Origin of the sequence: Drancourtella sp. An57 (assembly GCF_002161525.1) — a bacterium.
Classification (GTDB): Bacteria; Bacillota; Clostridia; order Lachnospirales; family Lachnospiraceae; genus Sellimonas; species Sellimonas catena.
Genome location: NZ_NFHY01000003.1, coordinates 216,039 through 242,223 on the forward strand (window position 1 = coordinate 216,039; position 26,185 = coordinate 242,223).

At 46.9% G+C, this 26,185-nt stretch carries 19 protein-coding genes and 1 riboswitch; of the genes, 5 read left to right on the forward strand and 14 right to left on the reverse strand.

The window, feature by feature from the left end; all coding sequences use genetic code 11:
- Positions 1-77: 77 nt before the first annotated feature.
- The 3 genes from B5G11_RS03950 to B5G11_RS03960 form a co-directional block, all read right to left on the reverse strand.
- Positions 78-1,535, reverse strand: a complete 1,458-nt coding sequence (locus B5G11_RS03950) for a glycoside hydrolase family 1 protein (RefSeq protein WP_087252245.1) — start codon at positions 1,533-1,535, stop codon at positions 78-80.
- 24 nt (positions 1,536-1,559) lie between these two features.
- Positions 1,560-3,473 carry a beta-glucoside-specific PTS transporter subunit IIABC gene (locus B5G11_RS03955; RefSeq protein WP_087252246.1) on the reverse strand — a complete coding sequence of 638 codons (1,914 nt, stop codon included), beginning with the start codon at positions 3,471-3,473 and terminating at the stop codon, positions 1,560-1,562.
- Between the two features lie 144 nt (positions 3,474-3,617).
- Positions 3,618-4,457 (reverse strand): PRD domain-containing protein, encoded by an 840-nt coding sequence (locus B5G11_RS03960; RefSeq protein ID WP_087252247.1) that lies wholly within the window; start codon positions 4,455-4,457, stop codon positions 3,618-3,620.
- 316 nt (positions 4,458-4,773) lie between these two features.
- On the opposite strand from B5G11_RS03960, the gene B5G11_RS03965 reads away from it, so the two are divergent.
- Complete coding sequence (locus B5G11_RS03965; RefSeq protein ID WP_242958915.1) at positions 4,774-5,580, forward strand: Cof-type HAD-IIB family hydrolase; 807 nt, start codon at positions 4,774-4,776, stop codon at positions 5,578-5,580.
- Here the strand turns inward: B5G11_RS03965 and B5G11_RS03970 are convergent.
- Both B5G11_RS03970 and B5G11_RS03975 read right to left on the reverse strand, forming a co-directional pair.
- Entirely contained in the window at positions 5,564-7,450 is a 1,887-nt protein-coding gene (locus tag B5G11_RS03970) for a heavy metal translocating P-type ATPase (RefSeq protein WP_087252249.1), read from the reverse strand. The genes B5G11_RS03965 and B5G11_RS03970 overlap by 17 nt on opposite strands.
- Positions 7,451-7,566: 116 nt before the next feature.
- Positions 7,567-7,785, reverse strand: a complete 219-nt coding sequence (locus B5G11_RS03975) for a cation transporter (protein WP_087166782.1) — start codon at positions 7,783-7,785, stop codon at positions 7,567-7,569.
- A 230-nt stretch (positions 7,786-8,015) separates the two neighbouring features.
- On the opposite strand from B5G11_RS03975, the gene B5G11_RS03980 reads away from it, so the two are divergent.
- The 3 genes from B5G11_RS03980 to B5G11_RS03990 all read left to right on the forward strand — a co-directional run bounded on the left by B5G11_RS03980 (position 8,016) and on the right by B5G11_RS03990 (position 12,295).
- Entirely contained in the window at positions 8,016-8,396 is a 381-nt protein-coding gene (locus B5G11_RS03980) for a metalloregulator ArsR/SmtB family transcription factor (protein WP_087166781.1), read from the forward strand.
- 3 nt (positions 8,397-8,399) lie between these two features.
- Positions 8,400-9,428, forward strand: a complete 1,029-nt coding sequence (locus B5G11_RS03985) for an AraC family transcriptional regulator (protein WP_087252250.1) — start codon at positions 8,400-8,402, stop codon at positions 9,426-9,428.
- A gap of 200 nt (positions 9,429-9,628) precedes the next feature.
- Complete coding sequence (locus B5G11_RS03990; protein ID WP_087252251.1) at positions 9,629-12,295, forward strand: heavy metal translocating P-type ATPase; 2,667 nt, start codon at positions 9,629-9,631, stop codon at positions 12,293-12,295.
- Between the two features lie 88 nt (positions 12,296-12,383).
- Here the strand turns inward: B5G11_RS03990 and rbr are convergent, their stop codons facing one another.
- From rbr to B5G11_RS04035, 9 genes are all read right to left on the reverse strand, one after another.
- Positions 12,384-14,468, reverse strand: coding sequence for a rubrerythrin (gene rbr, locus B5G11_RS03995; RefSeq protein WP_087252252.1), 2,085 nt, complete (start codon positions 14,466-14,468; stop codon positions 12,384-12,386).
- 153 nt (positions 14,469-14,621) lie between these two features.
- Positions 14,622-14,711: riboswitch (cyclic di-GMP riboswitch) on the reverse strand.
- Between the two features lie 53 nt (positions 14,712-14,764).
- Complete coding sequence (locus B5G11_RS04000) at positions 14,765-15,646, reverse strand: helix-turn-helix transcriptional regulator (protein ID WP_087252253.1); 882 nt, start codon at positions 15,644-15,646, stop codon at positions 14,765-14,767.
- Between the two features lie 107 nt (positions 15,647-15,753).
- On the reverse strand, positions 15,754-16,731 hold the full coding sequence (locus B5G11_RS16960; protein WP_343215468.1) for an HD domain-containing protein: 978 nt from the start codon (positions 16,729-16,731) through the stop codon (positions 15,754-15,756).
- 144 nt (positions 16,732-16,875) lie between these two features.
- Complete coding sequence (locus tag B5G11_RS04015) at positions 16,876-20,424, reverse strand: CAP domain-containing protein (RefSeq protein WP_087252254.1); 3,549 nt, start codon at positions 20,422-20,424, stop codon at positions 16,876-16,878.
- Positions 20,425-20,648: 224 nt separating this feature from the next.
- The gene (locus tag B5G11_RS16500; RefSeq protein WP_171027983.1) at positions 20,649-20,795 is read right to left on the reverse strand and encodes a hypothetical protein; all 147 of its coding nucleotides are present in this window, start codon (positions 20,793-20,795) and stop codon (positions 20,649-20,651) included.
- A 95-nt stretch (positions 20,796-20,890) separates the two neighbouring features.
- Entirely contained in the window at positions 20,891-22,048 is a 1,158-nt protein-coding gene (gene rlmD / locus B5G11_RS04020; RefSeq protein WP_087252255.1) for a 23S rRNA (uracil(1939)-C(5))-methyltransferase RlmD, read from the reverse strand.
- Between the two features lie 148 nt (positions 22,049-22,196).
- Positions 22,197-23,792: an amidohydrolase gene (locus B5G11_RS04025; RefSeq protein ID WP_242958917.1), complete on the reverse strand. Its 1,596-nt coding sequence runs from the start codon at positions 23,790-23,792 to the stop codon at positions 22,197-22,199.
- A 124-nt stretch (positions 23,793-23,916) separates the two neighbouring features.
- Positions 23,917-24,912, reverse strand: a complete 996-nt coding sequence (locus B5G11_RS04030; protein WP_087252256.1) for a J domain-containing protein — start codon at positions 24,910-24,912, stop codon at positions 23,917-23,919.
- 148 nt (positions 24,913-25,060) lie between these two features.
- Positions 25,061-25,501, reverse strand: coding sequence for a GNAT family N-acetyltransferase (locus tag B5G11_RS04035; RefSeq protein ID WP_087252257.1), 441 nt, complete (start codon positions 25,499-25,501; stop codon positions 25,061-25,063).
- 299 nt (positions 25,502-25,800) lie between these two features.
- Here B5G11_RS04035 and B5G11_RS04040 point away from each other — a divergent pair.
- On the forward strand, positions 25,801-26,185 hold a 385-nt coding region (locus B5G11_RS04040), incomplete at its 3' end, for a transposase (protein ID WP_144289669.1).

Consider the following 26,185-nt stretch of genomic DNA (forward strand, 5'->3'; position numbering starts at 1 on the left):
GATATTATTATAATCTTGTCATATATAAAAGTCAATCATGGGGATGTCCTGAAAGCACTTTCAGAACAACAAAAGCGTTACTCTTTAAAGAGCTCCACTCCGTTTGTCCGGATTACATTCTGGTACCAGTAGAAGCTGTCTTTTTTATAGCGGTTTAAGGTACCGCCTTCCTCTTCTTCCCGGTCCACATAGACGAATCCATATCTCTTCTGATATCCGTTCAGCCAGCTTAAGAGGTCGGTGAAGGACCAGGTGCAGTATGCAAGAACCTGACATCCCTCTTCAATCGCTTCTCCCAGTGCCTTGATATGTTCTTTCAGATAGCAGATCCGGTACTCATCGTGAATCTCATTTTCTTCTGTTTTCTTGTCAAATGCGCCAAGTCCGTTTTCGGAAATGATAATCGGAAGTCCATAGCGGCTTGTAATTTCACGGCAGCAGAACCACAGTCCCGATGGATCAATGCTCCAGTCCCAGTCGGTTGTCAGAAGATATGGATTTGCCGGATTCTTATAGATTCCCTGAATTCCCACTTCCTGAGCTGATCCTTTGACACCGCTTGTATTCATCGTTCCGTACGGTGTTACACCGTCTATCGGATTGTATTCACAGACACAGCTCTGATAATAATTTACGCCCATGAAGGTGATCTCTTTAGCCGCCTTTCTTAAGATCTCCTCATCGCCTTCAGCCATGTCCGGTGCGAATCCTTTCTTTTTTAAATAAGTAAGAGCAGCAATCGGATAACGTCCATATGCATAAACATCCATCCACCAGTAATTTTTCAGATCATCATAATTTGCTTTTGCCATGGCATTGATTGGTTTACAGTCCAGCGCATAGGACGGGGTGTATGCAAAACTTGCACCGATCTCGCCTTTTCCGCCCATCTCCCGGTAGGCAAGCACAGTTTTTGCATGAGCCATAAAAGCATGGTGATTCACCTGATAAAACATTTTCTGGTCATCAAATTTTCCAGGCGGATGCTGTGCAGTAAGCCATCCAAGGGAAGTGAAAATATTCTGCTCATTCAGTGTAATCCAGTATTTCACTTTATCTCCAAATCGTGTGAACAGTGTCTTTGCATAATTGACAAAGTCTTCAATAATCTGCGGACTTTCCCATCCCTGATAAGCGTCCACAAGTGCCTGAGGAAGATCCCAGTGGTAGATCGTCACCATTGGTTCGATCCGGTATTTCAGACATTCATCAATGATATTCTGGTAAAAGGCAACGCCTTCCTCATTAACTTTCCCTTTTCCTTCCGGGTAGATTCTTGCCCAGGAGATGGAAAAGCGGTAGGTCTTCAGTCCCATTTCTGCCATCAATGCAATATCCTCTTTGTATCTGTGATAATGATCAACCGCCACATCGCCTGTCGTCGCTTTAAATGTCTTTCCAGGAATACGTACGAATGTATCCCAGTTTGTTACGCCTTTGCCGCCTTCCTGCCAGCCGCCTTCAATCTGGTATGCGGCAGATGCGCTGCCCCATAAAAATCCTTCCGGAAATCCGGCTGCTTTCATCTGTTCCATTGCCTTTCCTCCTGCTTTCTTTTCTTATTTAATTACTAAAATCTCATCCAGTTCTTTCACCGGCCCGGTCACGTCAGCCTCCACGTCTTTGAATTTATCTGTGTTGGAGACGATAATCGGAGTCGTAATGTCATATCCCGCCTTGACAATTTCATCTTTGTCAAATTCCAGAATCACTTCTCCTTTTTTCACCTTGTCTCCGGATGACTTTTTCGGGTAGAAATATTTTCCTTCCAGATTTACAGTATCCATTCCAACGTGAATCAGAAGTTCTACCCCGTCTTCACTTGTCATTCCAACTGCATGTCCAGTCTCAAACATCACGTCAATCCGACCGTCGAACGGCGCTCTCACTTCCCCTTTTTCCGGGATCACCGCTGTTCCTTTTCCGAGGATTCCCTGTGAAAATGTCGCATCTTTTACCTCTTCCAGCGGAATACATTCTCCCTGCATCGGGCTGGATACGTGAATTTCTTCTCCTTCTTTAAGGAGTTTCTCTTCCAGTGCTTCCTCTTTTACATCCGCTTCCATTGTCACTTCATCCAGATCATCGTCCTCATCCACAATATCCTCAAATCCGATAATCATTGTTGCAATAAATGTCACTACAACTGTCAGAAGAATCGTAAGTGCTGCGATCAGAAGGCTGGATGCCCGGTCTTCCTCTACATACTGTACAATCGTTACAATCGCCGGTGTTGCAATACCAAAGCATTTCATCTGGAAGAATCCGCCGAACAGTCCTCCTATAGCCGCTCCAATACATGCGCCAAGCATCGGCCGTTTCAGACGAAGTGTTACACCGTAAAGAGCAGGCTCCGTAATTCCGGCAAACAGTGCGGAAAATGCGGAAGAACCGGCAATCTGTTTGAAATCTTTGTTTTTACTTTTGATGGATACTGCAAGCGCCGCCGCACCCTGTGCCATGTTGGAGCAGAGTTCTCCGATACAGATAAAGTTTTCATATCCTGTTGTCGCGATCATTCCAAGCTTGATCGGTGTAAATGCATGGTGCATTCCTGCCATCACGACAAACGGATAGATACCGGCTACAATACCGATTGCGATAAATCCAAGCTTGTCGTGAACAAAGTATACCGCGTCAGACAATACATTTCCGAAAATAGCCCCAAGAGGTCCTAACACGATCAGTGCAATCGGTGCTTCAATCAGTACGACCAGCATCGGTTTTAAGAAGTTCTTTGTCACCACAGGAGTAATCTTGTCTACCAGTTTTTCCACATATTTCAGCGACCACACCGCAAGGATAATCGGAATAACCGAGTAGGAATAAGATGCATACGTTACCGGGATGAATCCCAGAAATTTTACTATTTCGCCTGCTTCATTTGCCTCGCTCATCAGAGAAATAAAATTCGGATGCAGCATAATCAGTGCGATACTTGCCGCATAATACATATTGGTGCCGAATTTCTTGGATGCGGAAATCGCAATCAGCACCGGCATAAAGAAGAATGCACCGTCACCCATTACACTTAACAGATTGTAGGTATCTCCTTCAGTACTCAGCACTCCAATCATCGGAAGGAGCGTTAAAAGTACCTTGATCATTGCCGCACCGATGATGGCCGGAATAACCGGAGCCATAATGCCGGAAATCGTATCCATCAGCATGGAAACCACATTCTTTTTCTCTTTCTTCTCCGGCGCCTTTTTCGGAGCCTCACTTGAGAAATTGCCAAGCTTATTGAGCTCTGCATATACATTGGCTACATCATTTCCAATAATGATCTGATACTGGCCCGCCTTCTTCATGACGCCCATAACGCCTTTTGTCTTTTTTACCGCCTCATCATCTACGATGGACTCATCTTTCAGTGTGAATCGAAGTCTTGTCATACAATGTACAAGACTGATTACATTTTCTTTTCCCCCTACACGCTGCAGGATTTTTTTGGCTACACTTGCGTAATCCATGTCTTCACCTCTTCATAAAATATTTATTTCTCCGGCATTTCCCGGAAAATACAAAGACCTGACCACAAAAGCACGTACATTCCCGGGATGTACGCTCTTTTTGCGGTCAGGTCTTGCTTAACTGAATAATAACAAACCTGTGAACTACTCTTGTTGTTCATCCAATATTCTTTTTATATGAATCAGCAGATACAGCTCTTCATCAATACTAAGCCTGTACCCGTACTGCTTTTCGATAAACTGTGCCACTTTTTCCACGCCGGTATATGCCCGGCTGTTCTGCACTACCATGGCACGGTAGATTTCCTCCATGCTGTCCTGATACACTTCGCCGTCCATAACCCGGGCGGAAAAGAACTTCAAATGTGTCAGAAATCTCTGATAGGATACGGAATCCTCATCGAAATCAATCTTAAAATGCATTTTTACAATCTTGATAATTGCATTGATCAGTTCTGTAATCTTCTGCACATCTGAAACTTCACTTGTCTCGAACTCGGAAGATACGATATGCATGGCAATAAATGCCGCCTCATCTTCTCCAAGATCAATCCCTGTCTTTTTCTCAATCCATTCGATTGCCTGACAGCCGATCCGGTACTCCTGAGGGTAAAACTTCCTGATCTCATGACGCATCATGTTTTTCAGGCTGATCCCGTTCTGATAACGCTCGACTGCGGAATTGATATGATCAGTCAGCGTTACATACAAAGTATCCCGGACTTTCAATCCCGCATTTCTCGCCGAAACCACGACTTTCCCGGCCGTCTCCAGATACTTCTCCGAAATCTCCCGAACCACCTGCTGAAGCCGGTGATTATCTTCTTCACTTTGCAGGCAGTAAATCTTCTCTACAAGAGATTTATCCAGTTCCTCGCCTTTTTTCTTTTTAAATCCAATACCGGCACCGGTGATGATGATTTCCTTTCCCTGCCGGTCTGTCGATACGACCGCGTTCGTGTTTAGAACTCTGACAATTTTCACTTGCTCTCATCCCTTCCGGTAAGCGGCGAAACAGCGAAGTACTTTGATGCAAAATAAAAAACTGCCTACAATACCAGTCCATCAGTATTATAAACAGTCTTGCTTACCATTACGTAATAACAAACTTCATTCACACATCTATATTATCAGCTTCAGCTTCATTTGTCCACTATAAATTTTCTTTTCATCATTTATTATAATTTTATTTCTTTATTTTTAGGCAAAACATCCAAAAAAATTTCCCACAATCTTTTTGGATTTTTCCTATAATATCTAGTATAATCATAAATAACCGACTAAGGAGGATAAACACATTATGAAACTGCTTGCACTTGACATGGACGGAACCTGTCTGAATTCCTACAGTAAAATCAGTCCGACGACAATGGATGCGTTATACCTTGCCCGGACATCGGGGATTGAGATTGTCCCTACTACCGGACGCGCGCTCTCCTGTATTCCGCATCAGCTCAGGAAAACGGGGCTGTTCCGCTATGTCATCTCCTCCAACGGCGCTGTTGCCGTAGATCTGAAAGAACGAAAGACTCTCTTCCGTGCTCTCATGCCTTACGAAGCAGCGGCGACAATTATTGAATCCTGCCAGGGGCCGGATCTGAAAATGGCGGCACATATCCGCCATGATTATCTATTGCAGGGTCAGCTTCTGCCTTTCTTCGGACATCTGATCTATGGCCGTGACGCCTCCCAGGCAAAGGCGGTGCCGGATCTTGCAGAATTTATCCGAAGCCGGCACGCGGACGTGGAGGAGCTGCAGTTTTTCCTTCTCACAAAAAAAGCCAGGGAACGTACCAGACGCATCGTGTCTGAGTTCCCTGAGCTTTCTTCTGCCCGCACATCGTATTATGCGGAAATTTATTCCTCCAATGCCACCAAGGGCACTGCCCTTTCAGCCGTGGCAGACTATCTTTCTGTCTCAAAGGACGAGATTGCCTGCATCGGTGACGGTGAAAATGATATCACCATGTTTCAGGCATCCGGACTGCGCTTTGCGATGGGGAATGCCGTACCGGCCTTAAGATCCATGGCCGATGTTGTTGTTTCCTCCAACAACCACGACGGTGTTGCCGAGGCTGTGCGTTCCCTGCTTACAGCTTTTTTATGAACAGTGCCCGGATCGCATTCAGCACTGCAAGAATCATAACCCCGACATCCGCAAAAATAGCCAGCCACATATTTGCGATTCCTACCGCTCCCAGAAGCAGGCAGATCAGCTTAATACCGATGGCAAATACAATATTCTGGTAAACAATCCGCAGGCATTTCCGGGATATCCGGATCGCCTTTGCAATCTTCATCGGATCATCATCCATCAGCACTACATCCGCCGCCTCGATCGCTGCATCCGATCCCATGGCTCCCATGGCGATTCCGATATCCGCACGTCCCAGAACCGGGGCGTCATTGATTCCGTCGCCCACAAATACCAATGCCGATTTTTCCGGTTTTTCCTTTAAAAGCTTTTCCACTATTTTTACCTTATCCGCAGGAAGCAGTTCACTGTAAACCATATCGATTCCAAGCTCTGCAGCCACTTTATCCGCCACTTTTGCAGCATCTCCGGTCAGCATCACTGTTTTTGTGACCCCTGCTTTTTTCAATGTCTGTACAGCCTCTTTGGCATGCGGCTTCACAATATCCGAAATCACGATATGACCTGCATACGCGCCGTCTACCGCCATATGGATAATCGTTCCGGCCAGATGGCAGTTCTGATAAGGAATTCCCAGATGCTCCATGAGCTTGTCATTTCCCGCCGCCACTTCCACACCGTCCACACGGGCCGTCACACCGTTTCCACTGATCTCCTGAATGCCCTCTACTCGGGACCGGTCGATCGGTTTCCCGTAAGCATTCTGCAGACTCCTGCTGATCGGGTGGGAAGACGCACTCTCCGCAAGAGCCGCATATTCGAGCAGTTTTTCCTCCCCCATGGAATTGTGATGAATGGCATTGACTTCAAAGACACCTTTCGTCAGTGTCCCGGTCTTGTCAAAGACCACGGTCTTTGTCCGGGAAAGTGTTTCCAGATAATTGGAACCCTTTACGAGAACCCCTGCATTACCTGCCCCTCCGATTCCTGCGAAGAAGCTAAGTGGAATACTGATCACAAGGGCACACGGACAGCTGATGACGAGGAAGGTAAGCGCCCGGTAGATCCAGGTTCCCCAGTCCGCCGGAAGCCCCATGAAAAGCATCCGGACAAGCGGCGGCAGGAACGCAAGTGCCAGTGCCGCATAGCAGACCGCAGGCGTATAGACCCGGGCAAATCTGGAGATAAAATCTTCCGAACGGGATTTCCGGGAACTTGCATTCTCCACCAGATCCAGAATCTTCGATACTGTAGATTCGCCAAATTCTTTTGTGGTACGTACCTTCAGAACACCTGTCATGTTAATACATCCGCTGATAATTTCATCTCCGGCTTCCGCATCTTTTGGAAGACTTTCTCCTGTCAGCGCACTGGTATTTAAAGTGGAGGTTCCTTCCACAATGATACCATCGAGAGGTACCTTTTCCCCCGGCTGAACTACAATCGTACTTCCGATTTCCACATCATACGGATCTACTTTTTCGAGTTTTCCATCTTTTTCGATATTGGCATAATCCGGCCGGATATCCATCAATTCACTGATATTGCGGCGGCTTTTTCCGACCGCATAACTCTGGAACCATTCTCCAATCTGGTAGAAGAGCATGACGGCGATTGCCTCCGTATAATCTCCGCTCCTTTCATAAAGTGCCAGAGCAATGGCTCCGATCGTTGCCACTGCCATCAGGAAACACTCGTCAAACACCTGGCCGTTCCGGATCCCTTTGAATGCCTTCAGTAAAATATCATAACCGATCACAAGATACGGGATCAGGTACAGTACAAACCGGAGCCAGCCTTCTGCCGGGACAAAATTCAGTCCGACAAGAAGCAGGGCCGCAATCAAAATCCGCACCAGCATGATTTTCTGTTTTTTTGTCATAGTAATTCCCTTCTTTCATTTTTATATATGCTCATATATTCATATATTATTCTTAAGAAATGCACCGCAGAATTTTTCTTGTAAATCTACGGTGCACTTATTCAAAAACGAACATTTTAAAGAAAGATCTCACAGTCTGCCTCTACCTTTTTGCAGTTTTTGAGGACTTCCTGCATCACTTCCTTCGGATTCTGTCCATCTTCAAACTCAACATTCATCTTCAGCAGCATAAAATTAACAACAGCATCTTTTACACCCGGAGTCTTCTTTGCCGCAGCTTCCATTTTATTTGCGCAGTTCGCACAGTCTACTTCGATCTTATAACTTCTTTTCATGATTCTACATCCTTTCTGTTACTCTTGCTTAATTAAACAACTGTTTAATCGTTTGTCTTTATGATAGCATATCTTCCTTTCAGGTCAATAATCATCTCAAATTCCCTTCCAAACCGGCTAAATCTATTTCCTTTTGGGCAAATTCCTTCTTCTTCACGGAAATTTCTTCTGCCTTGTTTTCTTTCGTTCATGCTGTTATAGTAAAAATAGCATCAAAGGAGGAATCGCTTATGAAAACTTTACCACATGATCACGGCCAGACATTTGAACACATGCCGGATCAGATTCCAAATCCGGAAGACTTTCAGATTGTCGCGGATCTGTTCAAACAGATGAGCGATCAGAGCCGGATCCGGATTTTCTGGCTTTTATGCCACTGCGAGGAATGTGTCATCAATATCTCCTCGCTTGTAGAAATGAGCAGCCCGGCAGTCTCCCACCATCTGAAACAGTTAAAAATCACCGGACTGATTGTCAGCCGGCGGGAAGGAAAAGAAGTCTATTATAAAGCAGCCGACACGGTACAGGCTCAACTGCTTCATCACATGATCGAGCAGGTGATCCAGATTTCCTGTCCTTCTTCCTCACCCAGTCATAAAGAGGGGAAATAGAATATGAAACATGAGCCATTCATTCAGATCGAATCTATTTTATGCGATATTCCAAACGGTTCCCTTGTTCTTGAACAGCACACGGATGATCATCAGGGAAGCAACCTGTTTACAGAGCAGTTCGAATCACAGACGTCCGGAAAAGGGAAACTGGAGATCTATCCTGTATTTCCCGGCATCCTGCTTTCTCTCGACTGGTTTCTGGCAGATCAGGTCTCTTTCCGGCACGGTGCCAACCGTCATATTCTTGAGATTACCCACTGCCGCTTCGGCCGAATCGGCTGGAATTTCAAAAGCGGAACCTCCGTCTACCTCGGAAGCGGGGATCTGTCCCTGCACAGTACAGACTGCTGTGCAGATTCTGTTATGACATTTCCGCTTGGTTACTGCGAAGGGATCAGTATTTTTATCAATCTGAAAGAACTTTCTTTGCACATGCCTCCGATTTTACGGGACATAATGCTGGATCCGGACCTTCTATATCGATGGTTCTGTCTGCCGGAGACCCCGGCCGTTCTTCCGTCCGGGCCGGATATTGACGTCATTTTCCGCCCATTATACGGACTTCCGGAACAGCTCCGCATGCCATATTTTAAATTGAAAGTTCAGGAACTGCTTCTCTATTTATACCGCCTGTCCCCGGAGATCTCGGCCCCTGCCCAGGTCCAGTCCCGGCAGGCCGCACTGATGCAGGAGATCCATCATCAGCTTACGGAACACCTGGACCGCCGGTATACGATTGAAGAGCTGTCCCGCCAGTATCTGATCAACACTTCCTCGCTCAAAGAAATTTTTAAAGGCGTTTACGGAATGCCCATTGCAACTTATATGAAAGAATTCCGGATCCGTAAGGCGATGGAACTTCTGCAGCAGACAGACGATAGCATTGCCGAGATTGCCGCAAAAGTAGGATACGAAACACAGGGGAAATTCGCCAAGACATTTAAAGAATTCACCAATCTGACACCGAGCAGTTATCGAAAAAAATACAGAGAAGGAAATTTTATCCAGCAGAAGCGGACAGACGTATGAAAACGTCTGTCCGTTTTTCTACTTCTTCCATTTGGACTAATTTTATTTCTGATTGGGCAAGTCAAACTTTTTGTTTTGGATTATACTAAAGCCACATAGATACTCATACCCCGTATATGTGTATCTGTTTCCTCATAAAATATACATGGTCATGATACGCCGGTTTTCTTCCGGCCGTACAGCCAGAAAGGAGAATAGATATGCAGGAAAAATACAATGTGACCGGCATGAGCTGTGCTGCCTGCTCTTCCCGTGTGGAAAAAGCAGTCTCGGCTCTTCCCGGCATGAAAGAGTGTTCGGTCAACCTCTTAAAAAACAGCATGGTCGTCAACTACGATGACCAGACTTTGACCGGAGCCGATATTATTCAGGCAGTCGAGAAGGCCGGATACGGTGCTTCCTTACAGACTGGAGGGCAGAAGAAAGCATCTTCCGCAACAGCGCAGTCCGCATCTGCCATTGCCGCGAAAAAAGAATATGAGAGCATGAAACGAAGAGTGATCTGGTCCTTTGTCTTCACTGTCCCGCTGTTTTATCTTTCCATGGGACATATGATGGGCTGGCCGCTGCCGGATATTTTCCTTGGCACGGAAAATTCCATGATCTACGCCTTTACCCTGTTTCTGCTCCTGATTCCGGTCGTATTGATCAACTTCAAATACTACCGTGTCGGGTTTAAGACACTGATTCACAGATCCCCGAACATGGATTCCCTGATCGCTCTCGGATCCGGCGCTTCTCTCGCATACGGCATCTACGCATTGTACAAGATCTCATTCGGTCTCGGACACGGGGATATCGCGATGGTGCATCAATTTTCCCACGACCTGTACTTTGAGGGTGCAGGCACGATCCTGACGCTGATCACCCTCGGCAAGTTTTTCGAGGCACGTGCAAAAGGCAGGACTTCCGATGCCATCAACAAGCTTCTGAACCTTGCCCCGAAGACCGCAACCGTCATCCGTGACGGTGTGGAATCCACAATTCCGGTGGAAGAACTGGAAAAAGGTGATATACTGATTGTAAAGGCCGGCGAATCCATCCCGGTAGACGGAATCCTGATGGAAGGCTCTGCCTCCATTGATGAATCTGCGATAACAGGCGAAAGTATTCCTGTTGACAAGCAGGCCGGAGATAAAGTTATCGGCGCAACTGTCAATAAGAGTGGATATTTCAAAATGCAGGCAACCAAAGTCGGGGACGAAACCGCTCTTGCACAGATTATCCGTCTCGTGGATGAAGCGACCAGTTCCAAGGCTCCGATCGCAAAGCTTGCAGATAAGGTAGCCGGCGTTTTCGTCCCGATTGTCATTACCATTGCCATTGTTTCCGCTGTTGTCTGGATGATCCTGGGAGCATCCTTTGAATTTGCGCTGACCATCGCCGTTTCCGTTCTGGTTGTCTCCTGTCCATGTGCGCTTGGACTTGCGACTCCGACCGCAATCATGGTCGGCACCGGCCGCGGCGCCACAAACGGAATTCTGATCAAGTCCGCAGAGGCGCTGGAAACCGCCCACTCGATCCAGACGGTTGTCATGGATAAGACGGGTACAATCACCCAGGGAAAACCGATGGTGACCGATATTGTCTGCGAGCCAAAAGTGTCGGAAGCCCGACTTCTTCAAGTGGCTGCATCTCTGGAAAAGCTCTCTGAGCATCCACTTGGACATGCGATTGTCGAGGAAGCAGAAAACCACCAGATCGCGTATCTTGCAGTACAGAACTTTCAGCAGATACCGGGGCAGGGCATCAAGGGAACAATCGACGGCGTAGAATATCTGGCCGGCAACCAGAAGATGATGGACGCCTTTTCCATCCATGATCCGGCACTGGAGCAGTTACAGGATAAAATGGCATCCGACGGGAAGACGCCATTATACTTTGCCGAAGGCGGACGGCTTCTTGGCATGATCGCAGTAGCCGATGTCGTAAAACCGACAAGCCGTCAGGCTGTCAAAGAGCTTCAGGCCATGGGAATTGAAGTCGTCATGCTGACCGGAGACCACAAAAAGACTGCCGAAGCAATCCGCCGGCAGGTCGGTGTGGACCGGGTCATTGCCGAAGTGCTCCCTCAGGATAAGGAAGAAGAAATCCGCCGGATTCAGGAAAACGGCAAAAAGACCGCCATGGTGGGTGATGGTATCAATGATGCTCCGGCCCTTGCCAGAGCGGATGTCGGAATCGCCATCGGTGCAGGCACCGACATTGCCATGGAATCTGCCGACATTGTCCTGATGAAAAATGACCTGCTGGATGTAGCAGGCGCCATTGAGCTGAGCAAAGCGACCATCCGCAACATCAAGGAAAACCTGTTCTGGGCTTTTTTCTACAATGCAATCTGTATTCCGGTTGCAGCCGGATGCTTCTACACCGCCTTTGGGCTGAAGATGAATCCGATGGTTGCGGCTCTCGCCATGAGCTTCAGTTCCGTCTTTGTCGTAAGTAATGCGCTCCGTCTGCGCTTCTTCAAGCCGAAACACGGATCCGCTGCCGCTTCTGACAATACGGCGACAGATACTAAGCCATTTACTGTTACACACACGACGATAGCAGAACACGTCTCTTCCGAAGAGCCTTCCACCAGGGAAGCCCTCCCGCAAGAAGACTGCTGTCAAAATAAAACGAAACAAAATTCAGGAGGTATCACAATGAAAAAACAACTCTCAGTAGAAGGAATGATGTGCCAGAACTGCGTAAAGCACGTAAAGAAAGCTCTTGAAGCAATTGAGGGTGCAACGGATGTTGTTGTCAGCCTGGAAGACAAGACAGCAACTGTCTGTGTACCGGAATCCGTTACTGATGAAATGCTCACTGCTGCTGTGACAGAAGAAGGATATGAAGTAACAGGAGTTCAGACGATTGCTTAAATAGCTTCATTACTCTCTATTTGCACAAAAGCTGGAAGAAACCGTGCCTTTCAAAAGGACTGGTTTCTTCCAGCTTTATTTTTACATATTAGTAGTTCTTTTTATGCACTTCAAAGTAGGACTGGCTGTAGCTGCATACCGGGCATACATCCGGAGCTTTTGTTCCTACATGGATGTGTCCACACACGCGGCATTCCCATACAGTTTCTTCGATTTTCTCAAATACCTGTCCTTTTTCAAGATTCTCCAGAAGCTGTCTGTAACGTTCCTCATGACGTTTTTCGATCGCGCCTACTCTCCGGAACCGTTCTGCAAGATCATGAAAACCTTCTTCCTCGGCATCTTTCGCCATGCGCTCATACATATCGGTCCACTCATAATTTTCTCCTGCTGCTGCCGCCAGGAGGTTTTCTTTACTTGTCCCGATGTGTCCTAATTCCTGATACCACAGGCGGGCATGTTCCTGTTCGTTGCGGGCTGTCTGGAGGAATAATTCCGCTATCTGCTCATATCCTTCTCTCTGTGCAACCTGCGCAAAAAAGGTGTATTTATTTCTTGCCTGGCTTTCCCCTGAGAATGCTTCCTGAAGATTCTTTTCTGTCTTTGTTCCGGCATACGGAGAAGTTCCTGCCGCCGGTATTTCCTCTATCTTTTCAAAAGAGGATGCCGGCTGTTTGCAGATCGGACATACAAAGTCTTCCGGCAGAGTCTCTCCTTCATAAATATAACCACAGATCTTACATTTCCATTTTGTCATTGTGTTTTCCTCGTTTCTTTCTTCCGTCTCTTGTTCGTTTCCATGTTTCGTTAAATCTTCTGCTCTGCTGATGTAGGAAGTATGAAGCATCTTCTCAGCCAGCCTGCTTAGCGGTGTACCGTAAAATTCTTCATAAAGTTTTTTGATTTCCGGATTCTCGTGACTGAACCGCAGCGTCATCTGCTCATCCCGGCTGTAGAGCCCCGCTATCCTTGCTTTTCTCGTCTGATCGGCATCCACCTCCAGATTGCGCGGCTGTCCGCCTCCGCCGATACAGCCTCCCGGGCAGGCCATCACCTCGATAAAGTGATAATCTTTCTTCCCCTCTTTCAGGCGTTCGATCATCTTCCTTGCATTTTGTGTGCCGTGCACAACGGCAACATTCAACTGTGTTCCGGCAATATCAAGACTCGCTTCCCTGATGCCCTCATATCCTCTCACCGGCTCTAACTGATAGAACTCCTTTGGCGCATTTTCCCCGGTAAGACTATAATATGCAGTCCTAAGTGCGGCCTCCATCACCCCTCCGGTATTTCCGAAAATCACACCGGCGCCGGATGCTTCTCCCATCAGAGAATCGTATTTGCTTTCCTCCAGTTTTGCAAAATCGATCCCCTCTTCCTTTGCCCATCGTGCCAGCTCACGGGTCGTCACAACATGATCCATGTCCCGCATGTCCGGCTCTCCAAGCTGTTTTCCGGCCGCATTCATTTCCGGTCTGCGGATTTCAAACTTCTTGGCTGTACACGGCGTCAAGGCTACATTCACAATCTCTTTTGGATCAATTCCCATCTTCTGAGCAAAGTACGTTTTGATTGTCGGTCCCTGCATCCCGATCGGGCTTTTTGCCGTAGAAAGATTCGGCAGCAGTTCCGGATAATAGGTTTCCGCAAACTTGACCCAGGCCGGGCAGCAACTTGTAAACTGTGGCAACGGCGCCGTCTTTTTTGTGATCCTTTCCAGCAGTTCGGCCGCTTCTTCCATGATGGTAAGATCCGCCGCAAAATTCGTATCCAGCACATAGTCTGCTCCAAGCGCCCGCAAAAGAGCAACCATTTTTCCCTGGACAAAATCGCCCGGCTTCATACCGAACTCTTCTCCCAGTGCGACTCTGACCGACGGTGAGGTACTGACAATAACCACTTTGTCCGGATCTGCAATAGCCGCCCTCACCGCCTGATATTCATATACCTCCGTGATACTTGCGGTCGGGCAGACATTGGCGCACTGGCCACAGTGGATACAGATCGCCGTATCCCCGGTTTCTTCCAGTGTGTACGTACCGTGTACCCCAATTACATTCGTACACACGTCCCTGCACATCCCGCATCTGATACATGCCTCTTCGTCCCTGCAGATGCCTGGATTGTCGCTCTCAATCGGAACCCGCACGGACAAAGGTAAATGTTTTGACATGACTCTTCTCCTTCTTCCTTTGTATTTTCTTCTGCAGCATCCTGCAAAAGAATGCTTTTGAAAACCCGGAATAAAAGGTAACAAAAAACGGATAAAACATCTGCTTTATCCGTTGCACAATACATATCGGGGGAAATCCGGTACATTTGATAATACTGCAACTGGCTGTCATTCTCATATTACTATGGATTAGACCCTATAGTTTTGCGTCGCCATCTTTCGAAGGTTTTGCCCATAATTATTCTTTTGTTTTCTGTTACTATCAAATCACACTCTATCCCTTTTGTCAAGTGATACTAATCGTGATGGTCAGAAGCACTACTCACCAGGACGGCTTCTTTCCCGCTCTCTGAGCACTTCTCTCTGAATTGTCTGTTCTGCTCTTCTGCCCTCGTAATCTGATCCTTCCCTTTCAACTGTTCCTTGTTTTCCTTCTCTTTTCTTTGTTGTTTTCTCCTCTCTTCTTCACAGTTTTCATGATAACTCCGCTCCGCATCCCAGTGTTTCCGGATCTCTTCGGCCAGCCGGATAATCCATTCCGGGTCTTCACCCCAATGGGCTTCTGATGGTGCGCCGCCGGAAATCTCTTCTTGTTCCATAAGCCCGTATGCCAGAAGCATTGCCTTCCACACACTCATCAACTCATAATAAAACGGCATTTTCAAAATCATTTTTTCCATATTCCGCATCATTTCCATCAGATCATTGGTCATTCCATAAATGCTGCATCCACGGTCGATGCATGCAATTTGTGATGCTATACTCCCCGCATGATCGGTCCATTTGATTATATCGTCTGCCTTTTCCAGAATTTCCTGTTTCCTTTTCTGCGCCAGTACATATTTTTCATCCATGCTGATCCGGGTATCCGGCAGAAAATATATATGCTGATTTTTCCCGTCCTTATCCTGCGGTTTATACCGATAACTCTCCCTGCCATTATGGTCATAGCGGAACATCGCCTTTTCAAGCAAAGTGATCTTTTCTTCTTCTGATATTTCTCCAAAATATCTTTGGTCAATCCCGAAAAACTCTGAAAGCTGCTCTTTCCTTTGTTCCGGTATTTCTTTTTTCCCGTTCTCCCACGCGCTTAATGCCTGTCTTGTAACGCCAATACACTCTGCCAGATCATTTAGTGACAGATTGCACCGAACCCTGATATATTTTAATCCATTCATTCTGAATCCCTCCAAAGATTTCTTAAATGAATCAGTGCACCGTTCATGTAGCTAAATCATATCTTTGGTTGACAGGCATTGTCAATCCGCAACCATCAATCTTTTTCTCAATGTTCCGGTGTGCTTTTCATCGGCACAACCGTGTACAGATCTTTTCCCATCTTTTTCTCAAAATATTCCTTCAGCGCCATATTTCTGTCCCATTTATCCTGCGGATAATAACCGTAACGGCTTTTCACATCATTCATCCGCTCTTCCAGAGATACAATCCCGTCGGCCACAGCAATGGAATCGCAAAGCTGAATCAGATAGTCGTATTCATCGTATTCCATTGCATCCAGCAGGCTTTTCAGCTCTTCCTGCTTTTCTTCTGATATGTCGAACTTTCCAATATAATCTTCCATCTTTTTCCGGTTGAACGAATGGGAAAGCGCCGTCCTTGCGGCTTTCTCATAGCCACACTCCATCAAAAACGTATATCCGTCATAGACATGCGCCAGATAACTGACCCCGAACCGCCGTCCAATGTCATGAAGCAGACCGCAAATATAGGCCGTTTCCTCATCCAGCCCTTCGCACTCGGCCGCAATTTTTCCTGCGGCCTCTGCCACATATTCGCTGTGTCGGATCCATGGTCCCGGGTTCATCCTGCCGCCCTCTTCCAGCAGGGATCGCGCCTCATCCGTGGATGGAATTCCGTCTTCCTCTCTCGATCGTCTTCCTGTCTGTATAAAATGGATCAGTTCCTCCACATCGTCAAACTCATCATAATCACCGTTGATGCCTTCCCGGTGATAGATAATCCCATTTTGTTCATTCCGCTCCAGACAGTCCAGCAGCGCATTCTCGCCATAACGTCTGGCAAACAGCGTGAACGCATAGGGCTTGATCTTCGTCAAAATTCCTTTCCGGCAGTCAATTTTGCATTCATAGCAATGGCCGATTCCCTTTTCCATTGTGCATTTTCGATTCTCACACCAGTCCTTGTCCGGACAGGTATCCGCATTACATCCGGCACAATTCTGATTTTCTGAGCAAATACAGCAGGCAAGCCCGCATCTTGCAATTCCAAGTTCTCTTCGCATAATAAGTCTCCGTTTCAGTTTCTGCTTTTCTACAATTTCTCAATCCATTATACACCAAAAGGCCATTTACCGGATCAATGATCTCCGTCTGTAAATGGCCTTTTTTATTTAGTTTAAATTACTGCCTGTCCGGTGCATTATTAATTAACTGTGTTTTTTCTTCCACGCTGCAAGTGCTGCTGCCAATGCACCCATCCCTGCTGTCGCATACAAAGCCGGTTCTGCCGAATCGCCGGTTTTTACAGTTATTCTTTCTTCTGTATCTGTTTTTTCTTCTTTTTGAACTTTTTCTGTTTGCTGTACGTTTTCACCGTTCTGCTCCGTAGAAGTCTTCATAAACTGATCATAGCTTTCCTGTGCGTCAGCAAGATCAACAACAGCCTCTGCATATGCAAGTTTGGCCTGATCGTATGTCTTTTTCGCTTCCGCAAGTACCGCTTTCTTTTCTTCATATACTGCTTCGATCTCCTCAACCTGTTTTTCGGCCAGTTTAATCTCATCTACATAGGCATTCAGATAGGAGAAGTTTGCACCCTCGATTGGTGTTTTCATCGCTTCTGTCAAAGACAGTTTATCTGCTTCCGCTTTCTTTGCTTCTGCCTGTTCCAGAGCCGCTTTCGCATCAGCAACAGCCTGTACTGCTTTCGCCTCGTCTTCCACAGCTTTTTCATAGTTTTCTTTCGCTTTTGCCTCTTCAGAAAGAGCTGTGTTGTATGCCGCTTTCGCCTCACGGAGCGGTGTAATTGCATCTACTGCATCCTGATATATTTTCTGAGCTTCCTCAACTTTTCCTTCGCTCTCTTTGCGTGCTTCTTCTGCCACAGCAACAGCTGCTTCTGCTTCAGGTTTGTTTTCTCTTAATGATGTCAGCTGTGATTCAGCATCTTTCTGCGCTTCGGTATTCGTCTGAATATCTGTCTCAGCGTCTGTCTTATCCTGCTGTGCTGTTTGCAGATCTACTTTACAATCTTCTACTGCCTGTCGTTTTTCAGCAAGATCTGCGGCCACAACAGCTTCTATTTCGTCTCTCGCCTTTTCTGCCTGTGTAAGATCCGCCTCTTTCGCTGCTGTCACACTCTGCGCAGACTTCAGATCTGTCTCTTTTGATTCAGCTTCTGTCTTTGCCGTACTCAGTTTTTCATTAGCTGTCCTAAGGACCGCTGATACTGTCTGATAATTCCGTTGCGCTGTCTGTAAGTGCGCTGCTGCTGTCTCAGCATTTGTCTCACCAATTTCTTTGCCTGCAAGTGCTCTGTATGCCTGACGTTTCTGCTTAAGATTTGTCTCCTGCTCTTCTTTCTTCTGCGCTGCCTGCTCCTGAGAGGCTTTTGCAGTCTGGTATGCCTGCTGCTTGTCAGAAAGTGTCCGCTGTGCTGCGTTTACTTCTGCCTTTGCGCTCTGCACCGCCTGTGATACTGATGTTACTTTTGCTGATGCTGATGTCACAGCTGCAACTTTCTGAGCTGTTGTCTGTTCTGCAGCCTTAACTTCATTTTGAGCTGATGTTACTTTCCGGGCTGCCTGAGTATTTGCCTGTTGTTTCTGCCGAAGGACTGTAGCTGCCTCGGCCGCCTTTTTCTGTGCAGCCTCATATGTAGTCTGCGCAGATGCAAGTGCATTCTTCGCCTCTTCCAGCTTCTTTGCTGCCTCCTCAGCAATCTGCGGAGCATTCATCAGACCGTCATAGTATTTCATGAAACGGTTGGTATAGTCTTCGAGGGTCATGGCGTTGTCGTTATATTGCTCACTATAATTTTCCCAATTAAATACTTGTCCATAGGCAGCCCCATATCTGACACTATATTGATTCACAGCAAATCCCGTATAAACAAAGCCTTCCTGAATGATATTGAAATAGTGCCCGCTATTATCCGGGTTCCCCGTAGTCTCATAATCCTCTTTTTCCTCTGTATACCATCCATAAAATGGGTCGTATGAACCCGAACCCCATGCCAGATTTTCTCCACCGACCTGGAACTGCCCTGTATGACCAATATAATTCCCTGAAGCATTCGTATTCGATTGTGCAATTGCCATTAATGAATCAGATACCTTTAAGTCTGCACATTGATGATTTTCCCGAAGTTCATTACACTCTTTAATCCATTCCAAAGCCGCTTTCATATTTTCCAGAGAAGTGGCATCCTTTTCATTCCCTTGCTCTGTATACTCTTTTAAAGGAGCATTATTCAAAATATCCAGCGCTTCCTCTGCACCCATTTCCTCAAAGAATCCAAACGATCCTTTCGCAATCTGGGCTTCTGCATTGTCGCTTGCTTTTTTTGCCTCATCATAAGCTTTCTGGGCTGCGTCAACTGCGGCCTGTTTTTCTTCCACCTGTTTTCTTGCTGCTTCCGCCTGTGTATCCGCGCTGTTTTTGGCTGTCTGTGCAGACGCAACTGAATTTTCTGCAGCTGTCTTTGCTTTCTGCGCTTCCTGAAGCGTTTCTTTGCTGGCTGCTTCCGCCTGCTCTGCCGCTGTTTTTTCCTGTTTTGCCTTCTCAAGAGCTGCTTCTGCGTTTGCTTTCTCCTGTGTTTTCTGATTCAGTACAGCATCTTTCTGATCTTTTACAGTCTGCGCCGCATTCAGTTCACTCTGTGCTGAATTTAATACAGACTGTGCCTGCTGCTCTGTCTGTACTGCTGCCGCAAGGCTTTCCTGTGCTGCTGCTACAGCGCCTTCTGCCTGTGCGATCTCAATCTCTTTCTGTGCCTGATCCACATCTGTCTGCGCACTCTCTGCGGCACTTTGTGCCTGTGCCAGAACCGCATTTGCCGTATCCAAAGCTGCCTGCTTCTCTGCCTGCACAGCCTGTGCTTCACTTAACGCAGCCTTCGCCTGCTCCACCTTTTCCAATGCAGCCTTGTATTCTGGAGAACCTTCTGCGGCTTCTGCTTCTGCCTGCTCATAAACTGCTGTTGCCTGTTCCAGAGCTGCCTGTGCTTCTACAATATCCTGCTCTGCCTGGGCTTTTGCTTCCTGGGCCTTTACAATGTTAGCTTTCGCTGTCTCAATCGCAGCTTCTGAACTGCTGATCTGTCCATTAATCTGCTCCAGGTTTTCCTGTGCTTCCTGTACGGCTCCCTCTTTTTCCGTTAAATCTGCCTGTGATGCTTCCAGAGCCTCCTGCTTTTGCTGGACCTCTTCTTCCGTCACAGTAACTTTTTCCTGTACCTCTTCCAGATACTCCTGCGCTTCTTTACTAAGCTCCTGACTATCTGTATACGCCTGGCTCTTTTCCTGCGTATTGACTGCGGCCTGCATCTGTTCTACCTGCTTCTGGTCAAAAGTATCCTGAGCTTTGGCCTCTGCCTTCTCCGCTTCTGCTACTGCTTCCTGAAATGCCTGCTCTGCTTCCTTTTTCGCTTCCTCTGCCTTGGCAACCGCTTCTGCCGCTGCCTGTGCCGCTTCACTTTCTTCTTTCTTCGCTGCTTCGTAGGCTTCCGATGCCTGCTTTTCTTCAGAAGCAGTTTTTTCTTCCTGCTCTTTAGCGATATTCAGATTTTCTTTTGCTTCATCCAGACTGACCGGAGCTGCCTTTTTCTTTTCTGCAGTCCCTTTTACCTGCTTATCCTCCTGTCCGTCAATCTGTCCTGCATCTGCTGCTGTAGCTACATCCTGTGCCATCACAGATGAAGAAAGAAGTACTGCGGCCGTCACCGCTGTTGTCAATTTCACAGATTTTTTTCCCATTTCTCATTCCTCCGTAATATTTACATTATTTACAGCAATAAAACTGTATTCTTAACCTCTTCTGGTAATGAATAATTCCTCCTTCCCTGCTATATTCATTTCTCCCCTTAAAATCCCACATATGTATTTTACACCTGCCGCTTTCGTTTTTCCAGCGTTGCATCTCACCTTTTCATTATTTTACATGCCCTTAACTTACTGAAAAAAGGCACCCTTTCGGATGCCTACATCTGTCTCTTCTTCGGTTCCACCGCCTCATCCCGGACATTATGTCCCTGATTCTGATTTTCCGGCTTCACCTTCTGCGTGATACTGTTGAACTGATTCAGATTTTTCTGTCTTTCCTGTTGTTCTTTCTGCTTTTTACTCATACAACCACCTCGGAGATAGTATGTGCAGGTTTGGGAAATCGATGCTTTTCATTCAAATCCATTCTTTAATTTCTATCATAACTTTCTCCTGTTTATTACTGTTTCCGTCCCAAAACCACAATGTTTTCTATATGCTCCGTATGTGGAAATAAATCCACCGGCTGAATCATCCGGACTCCCCATCCTTTTTTCTTCAGGATCTCCAGATCCCGCTTCTGGGTTTCCGGATTGCAGGAAATGTAGACGAGCTTTTCCGGGCTCATACGGCTGACAGCATCCAGAAATTCCGGTGTGCTGCCCGCCCGCGGCGGATCCATAAATACGACATCTACCTTTTCACCTCTTGCCGCCATCTTCTGAATAGCCTTGGTTGCATCTTCGTTCAGAAAACGGGCATTCTGAATTCCGTTGTCTTTTGCATTCTGAATAGCGCATCTGACGGCACTTCCGTTTTTCTCGACTCCCAGGACATGCTTTGCGTGAGGAGCCGCCGCAAGTCCGATGGTCCCGACTCCGCAGTAGGCGTCCAGAACAGTCCGGGTACCGTCAAGCCCGGCCGCCTCGATAGCTGTCCGGTACAGGATTTCCGTCTGAACCGGATTGATCTGGTAAAAGCTGGATGCAGCAATCCGGAAACGGATTCCGCACAATTCATCGACAATATACCCTTTTCCATACAGAATCTTCTCGGAAAATCCAAGAACTGCACTGGTGGATCTTGCATTGATATTCTGGACAATGGTCGTGACGTTCGGGCAGAGTTCCCGTACCTTTTTGACAAAGGCCTTTGCACCCGGAAGAATCGGGGAAGCTGTAATAAGTACCACCAGCACTTCATCTGTCAGAAGGCTGTGGCGGACGAGTACATGGCGGATCAGTCCGGTCTTTCTGTCCTCATCGTACGGCTTGTATTTACAGAGTCTTGCCGCTTTCCGTACTGCGCGCACGGCCTCATCCAGTGCCGGATGATGCAGAAGGCATGTTTTGACCGGAATCACATAGTGGCTTCCGCGGGCATAAATTCCGCTGATCAACTGTCGCCCCGGCCCCTCCGCGAAGGTAGAAATCGCTTTATTCCGATAATGCCATGGATTCTCCATCCCGATCACCGGGCGCACCTTGCCCAAATTCCCCATCAGCTTTTTCATCGCTTTCTGTTTTTTCCGCAGCTGCTCCTCATAGGGCAGCGAAAGAAGCGGGCAGCCTCCGCACCCTTTCTGCTGCAGACTGCATGTGTATTCCTGTCTTTCCATGTCTTACCTCTCATCATTTTATCTATTTCTGTTTCCCATTCTATCATAAAACCGCCTGTAAAACAGCAAAAAGCTGAGGCTGATTGATCTATCTGCAGAAATTTTCTGCAAAACAATCCGCCGCCTCAGCTTTTTCTTTTTTAATCATTTACCGTTGATATTCGCGCTTGCCATTTATATAGAGGGTCTCCACTTTGACCTGGTCAATCTCCTCCGTCGGAACTGCAAACAGATTCCGGTCTAACACCGCAAAGTGCGCCTTATATCCTTCTTTTAACTGCCCGATTTTCTGGAATCCTGCTGCCTTTGCGGATTCTCTTGTATACAGTTTCACTGCCGTCTCGATATCCACCCTCTGGTCCTGCCCGCAGTCGGTATCGTCATAGGCCCGCCGTGTCACCGCTGCTTTCAAGCACGGGAACGGGTCGGACGGTACTGCCCAGGATGTGGCCGGAGCATCCGTGGAAAAACAGAGCCGCACTCCCTGATCCAGCATGGTCCGGACCGGATAACACGTTTTCATCCACGCTTCTCCCAGATTGGTGAGATAGCTTTCGATCTCCGCGTACATAAAAATCGGCTGTGTCACAAAGAACATTCCTTTTTCCGCCGCCTTTCGGATACTGTCTGCCGCCGGGTCTGTGATGTGCTCCACCCGTACATACGGAGTGTCGTCTTCCATCCAGTTCTCTTCCCGGTATGCCCGGTCTACAACACGGCTGATGGCGCTTCCTCCCATCGCGTGCATGGAAAGCTGGCAATGATGCTTCTTACAGAAAGCAACGGCCGATTCCATCAATGAATCCGAACAGGTAGAAATTCCATATTCATCCGTTGTCCCAAGATACGGCTTATCCATCCAGGCCGTTCTTCCTGAGACGCTTCCATCTCCAATCAGCTTAAGTCCCGCCGCAAAAATCTGGCTGCTTTTATCCCGATGTGTTTCCGGAATGATAAAATCCGGATCGTCCGCAAAATAATCCCACATATAGTAAATTGCCGTCTCCTGGCAGTATCCTCGCCTGGCTGCTTCCTGATACAGCGGAAAATTGTCGCCATTATCCAGATTTCCCATATCACAGACCGCCACAATTCCCTGAGATTTCAGGAGATTTCCAAGATCCACCAGATTCTGCACCTTATCATCGTGGCTCTCTTTCGGTATGAACGGAAGCACCAGATTTCTTGCATTTTCTTTTAAAACACCGGTCGGCTCGCCGGATGCATCCCTCTCGATCTCGCCGCCCTCCGGATCCGGCGTATCCCTTGTAATGCCGGCAATCTCCAGAGCTTTGCTGTTCACGCAGCGGATATGTCCGCATGTTCTTGTGATGGAAACCGGAGAATCGCTGCATCCCTGATCCAGATCATAACGGTTCAACGAACGTTTCTCCTCAAACTTGCCTTCATCGTATCCCCATCCTTCAATCCATTCACCCGGCTGCTGCATCTCCCGCACCTGACGGATCTTCTCCTTTAATTCCTCAATCGAATGGACTTCCGGCGGAAGGGCGGAAATCTTCTTGCTGAAATCTGCCAGCATCACCGGATGCATATGCGCGTCCACAAAACCAGGAACGACACAAGCCCCTTTCAGATCCACATGCTCATAATCCCCGTCCGGAATATTCTCCTTCTTTCCAATCCATTGGATCATTCCGTTCGAGACAAGTATGGCATCTGCATAAAGGTTTGTGTCGTCCGATGTAAAAATAATTCCGTTTTCAAATAAACAGTCTTTCAAATCTGCCGCCTCCTTACTCTGATTTATTCAGTATAATCCTTCCCTGCTCCCCTTGCAAGAAGGAAGGAGGCGGTTTCCCCTTTTATTCATAATCAGATTTTCATTTGCCGGTTATCATCAGGCTTTATGCCGCGGAGTTTCCTCTTCTCCTCCCGCCTTTACAGGCCGCCTCATATTCCCGAAGCTTCTGCTCCGCCTCCGGACTTAAGGACGTCGGAACCTGGATCTGTACCGTCACATACTGATCACCGTGTACGGACGGCTGGTTCATGGAAGCAACACCTTTTCCTTTCAGCCGGATCCTGGAACCGGACTGGGTTCCCTTCCGGATTTTGCAGAGCACACGCCCTGTCAGGGTCTCCACCATAACTTCTCCGCCGAAAACCGCTGTGGTAAACGGCACCTGAACCGTTGTATAAATATCGGATCCCTTCCGTTCAAATCCCGGACGTGTTCCTACATGAACCTTCATAAACAGATCTCCCGGCTGGCCGCCGCCCGTTCCCGGTGCTCCCTTGCCGCGAAGCCGGATGCTCTTGCCGTCCTCCATTCCTTCCGGAATGTGTACCTGCAGCGTCTGAATGGAACCGTCCTCTTTCTGAAGCCGGATCATCTTATCGCATCCAAATGCGGCTTCATCAAAGCTGACCGAAATCTCTGTATGGATATCCTGTCCTCTGCTCTGATAGGAACGGCCTCCAAATCCCTGGCTGTGGAAGCCACTGAATCCGCTATTACTTCTGCTGCCGCTTCCGCCGAACATACCTCCAAAGATATCTCCGAAAAGATCATCCATATTTCCGCCTTCGAAATGGAACTCCCGGTATCCGCTGTTCTGACCGCCGAAACCTCCAAAACCACTGAAGCCCTGCCCGGCTCCCTGCGCGTTCTGATCAAATGCTGCATGGCCGAACTGGTCGTACATCTTCTTCTTCTCCGGATCTCCCAGTACATCATAAGCCTCATTTACCTCTTTAAACATCTGCTCCGCCCGGGCATCTCCCTGGTTTGTATCCGGATGATATTTCTTTGCAAGTTTCCTGTATGCTTTTTTAATTGTTGATGCATCTGCATTTCTGCTGACACCAAGTACATCATAGTAATCTCTCTTTGCTGCCATAATCTCACCCTCTCCGCTTTGAAAACAATCCTTTTATCTATCTTCTTTGAAAATACCCCGGATTCATCCGGGGCATCTTGTCGTCTGTTCTATTTATAATATAACAACTATGTTTTTCAAAGTCAAGAGGCAGGATGCGATTTTCGCATCAAATTTCCTGCTTCATCTTTCTCTGCTCATATTGCTCCTTCGTCAGTAAATATTTCACCGCTTCTTTTTCCTGCCCGAAAACGAGTTCCTTTCTCCTGATATCTGTTGGAAGAAAGCCCTCTTTCCGAAACAACTTTACGGCTTCGAAACGATCCTCCTGGAACCAGTCAGACAGTATCTCCGCCTCGTTTTCTTCAAAAGCTACTTTTTGCAGACTTAACAGTGCTGGATATGCATAACCTTTACCCCTGTATTGGGAAGCAATTACAATTCCAATTTCGTATTCCCTGCTATTTTCATCATTCTGAAAATATACTTCGCCCACCGGTATTTTCATCTCTGCATCATAAATATATGCAATATATCTATTGTGAGACTTCGTCCATTTTTTATACCACTCCTGCATCTGCTCATCTGTTTTGCAGATTGTTCCAGACACTTTATCATAGCCTCCATTTCCATATCATATCCTGCATTATATGACATCGTTTCCGGATCCATCATCCATTTTTGTCTATAATAAAGCTCCTCCACTTCCGGCGTTTTTAAATAAATAGATTTCACCCTATCCCTCCTCACACTTCATTTTAGCATGATAGGCGTTTGCGAAACGCCACAAACCGTATAAATACGGTGTTTTTTGTTGCTAAAATACAAATAACTCCTCACCGGATATGGTATAATAGAGTCGTCCAAAATCCATAAACCACCATCCAAGAAAGGAGTTATTCTGATACTATGATACCATATAAACAGCTTTCTCTGGCAGATATTTTTTCAGATTGCCAAGAAAAATTTGAAAATGACAAACCTGCGTTCCTTTCCCTATTAGAAACTCATATCGACATTGATGAAATTATTCCGATTTCTTTCAGAAATCATTTTTATGCATCAACGGGCAGATCCCGTAAATACCCTTTGCAAGCTTTCCTGTGGGCTTTGATCATTCAACGTATTTTCTCAATTCTTACAGACCAGCTTCTCCTCATTTTTCTCGCTTACTCTAAACCCCTTCGTGAATTCTGCGGGTTTTCCAAAGTCCCGGATGCTTCCAAAATCACTCGCTTTAAACAGGACTTTTCAGATGACCTGCAGTTTATCTTTGATCATCTTGTTGATATTA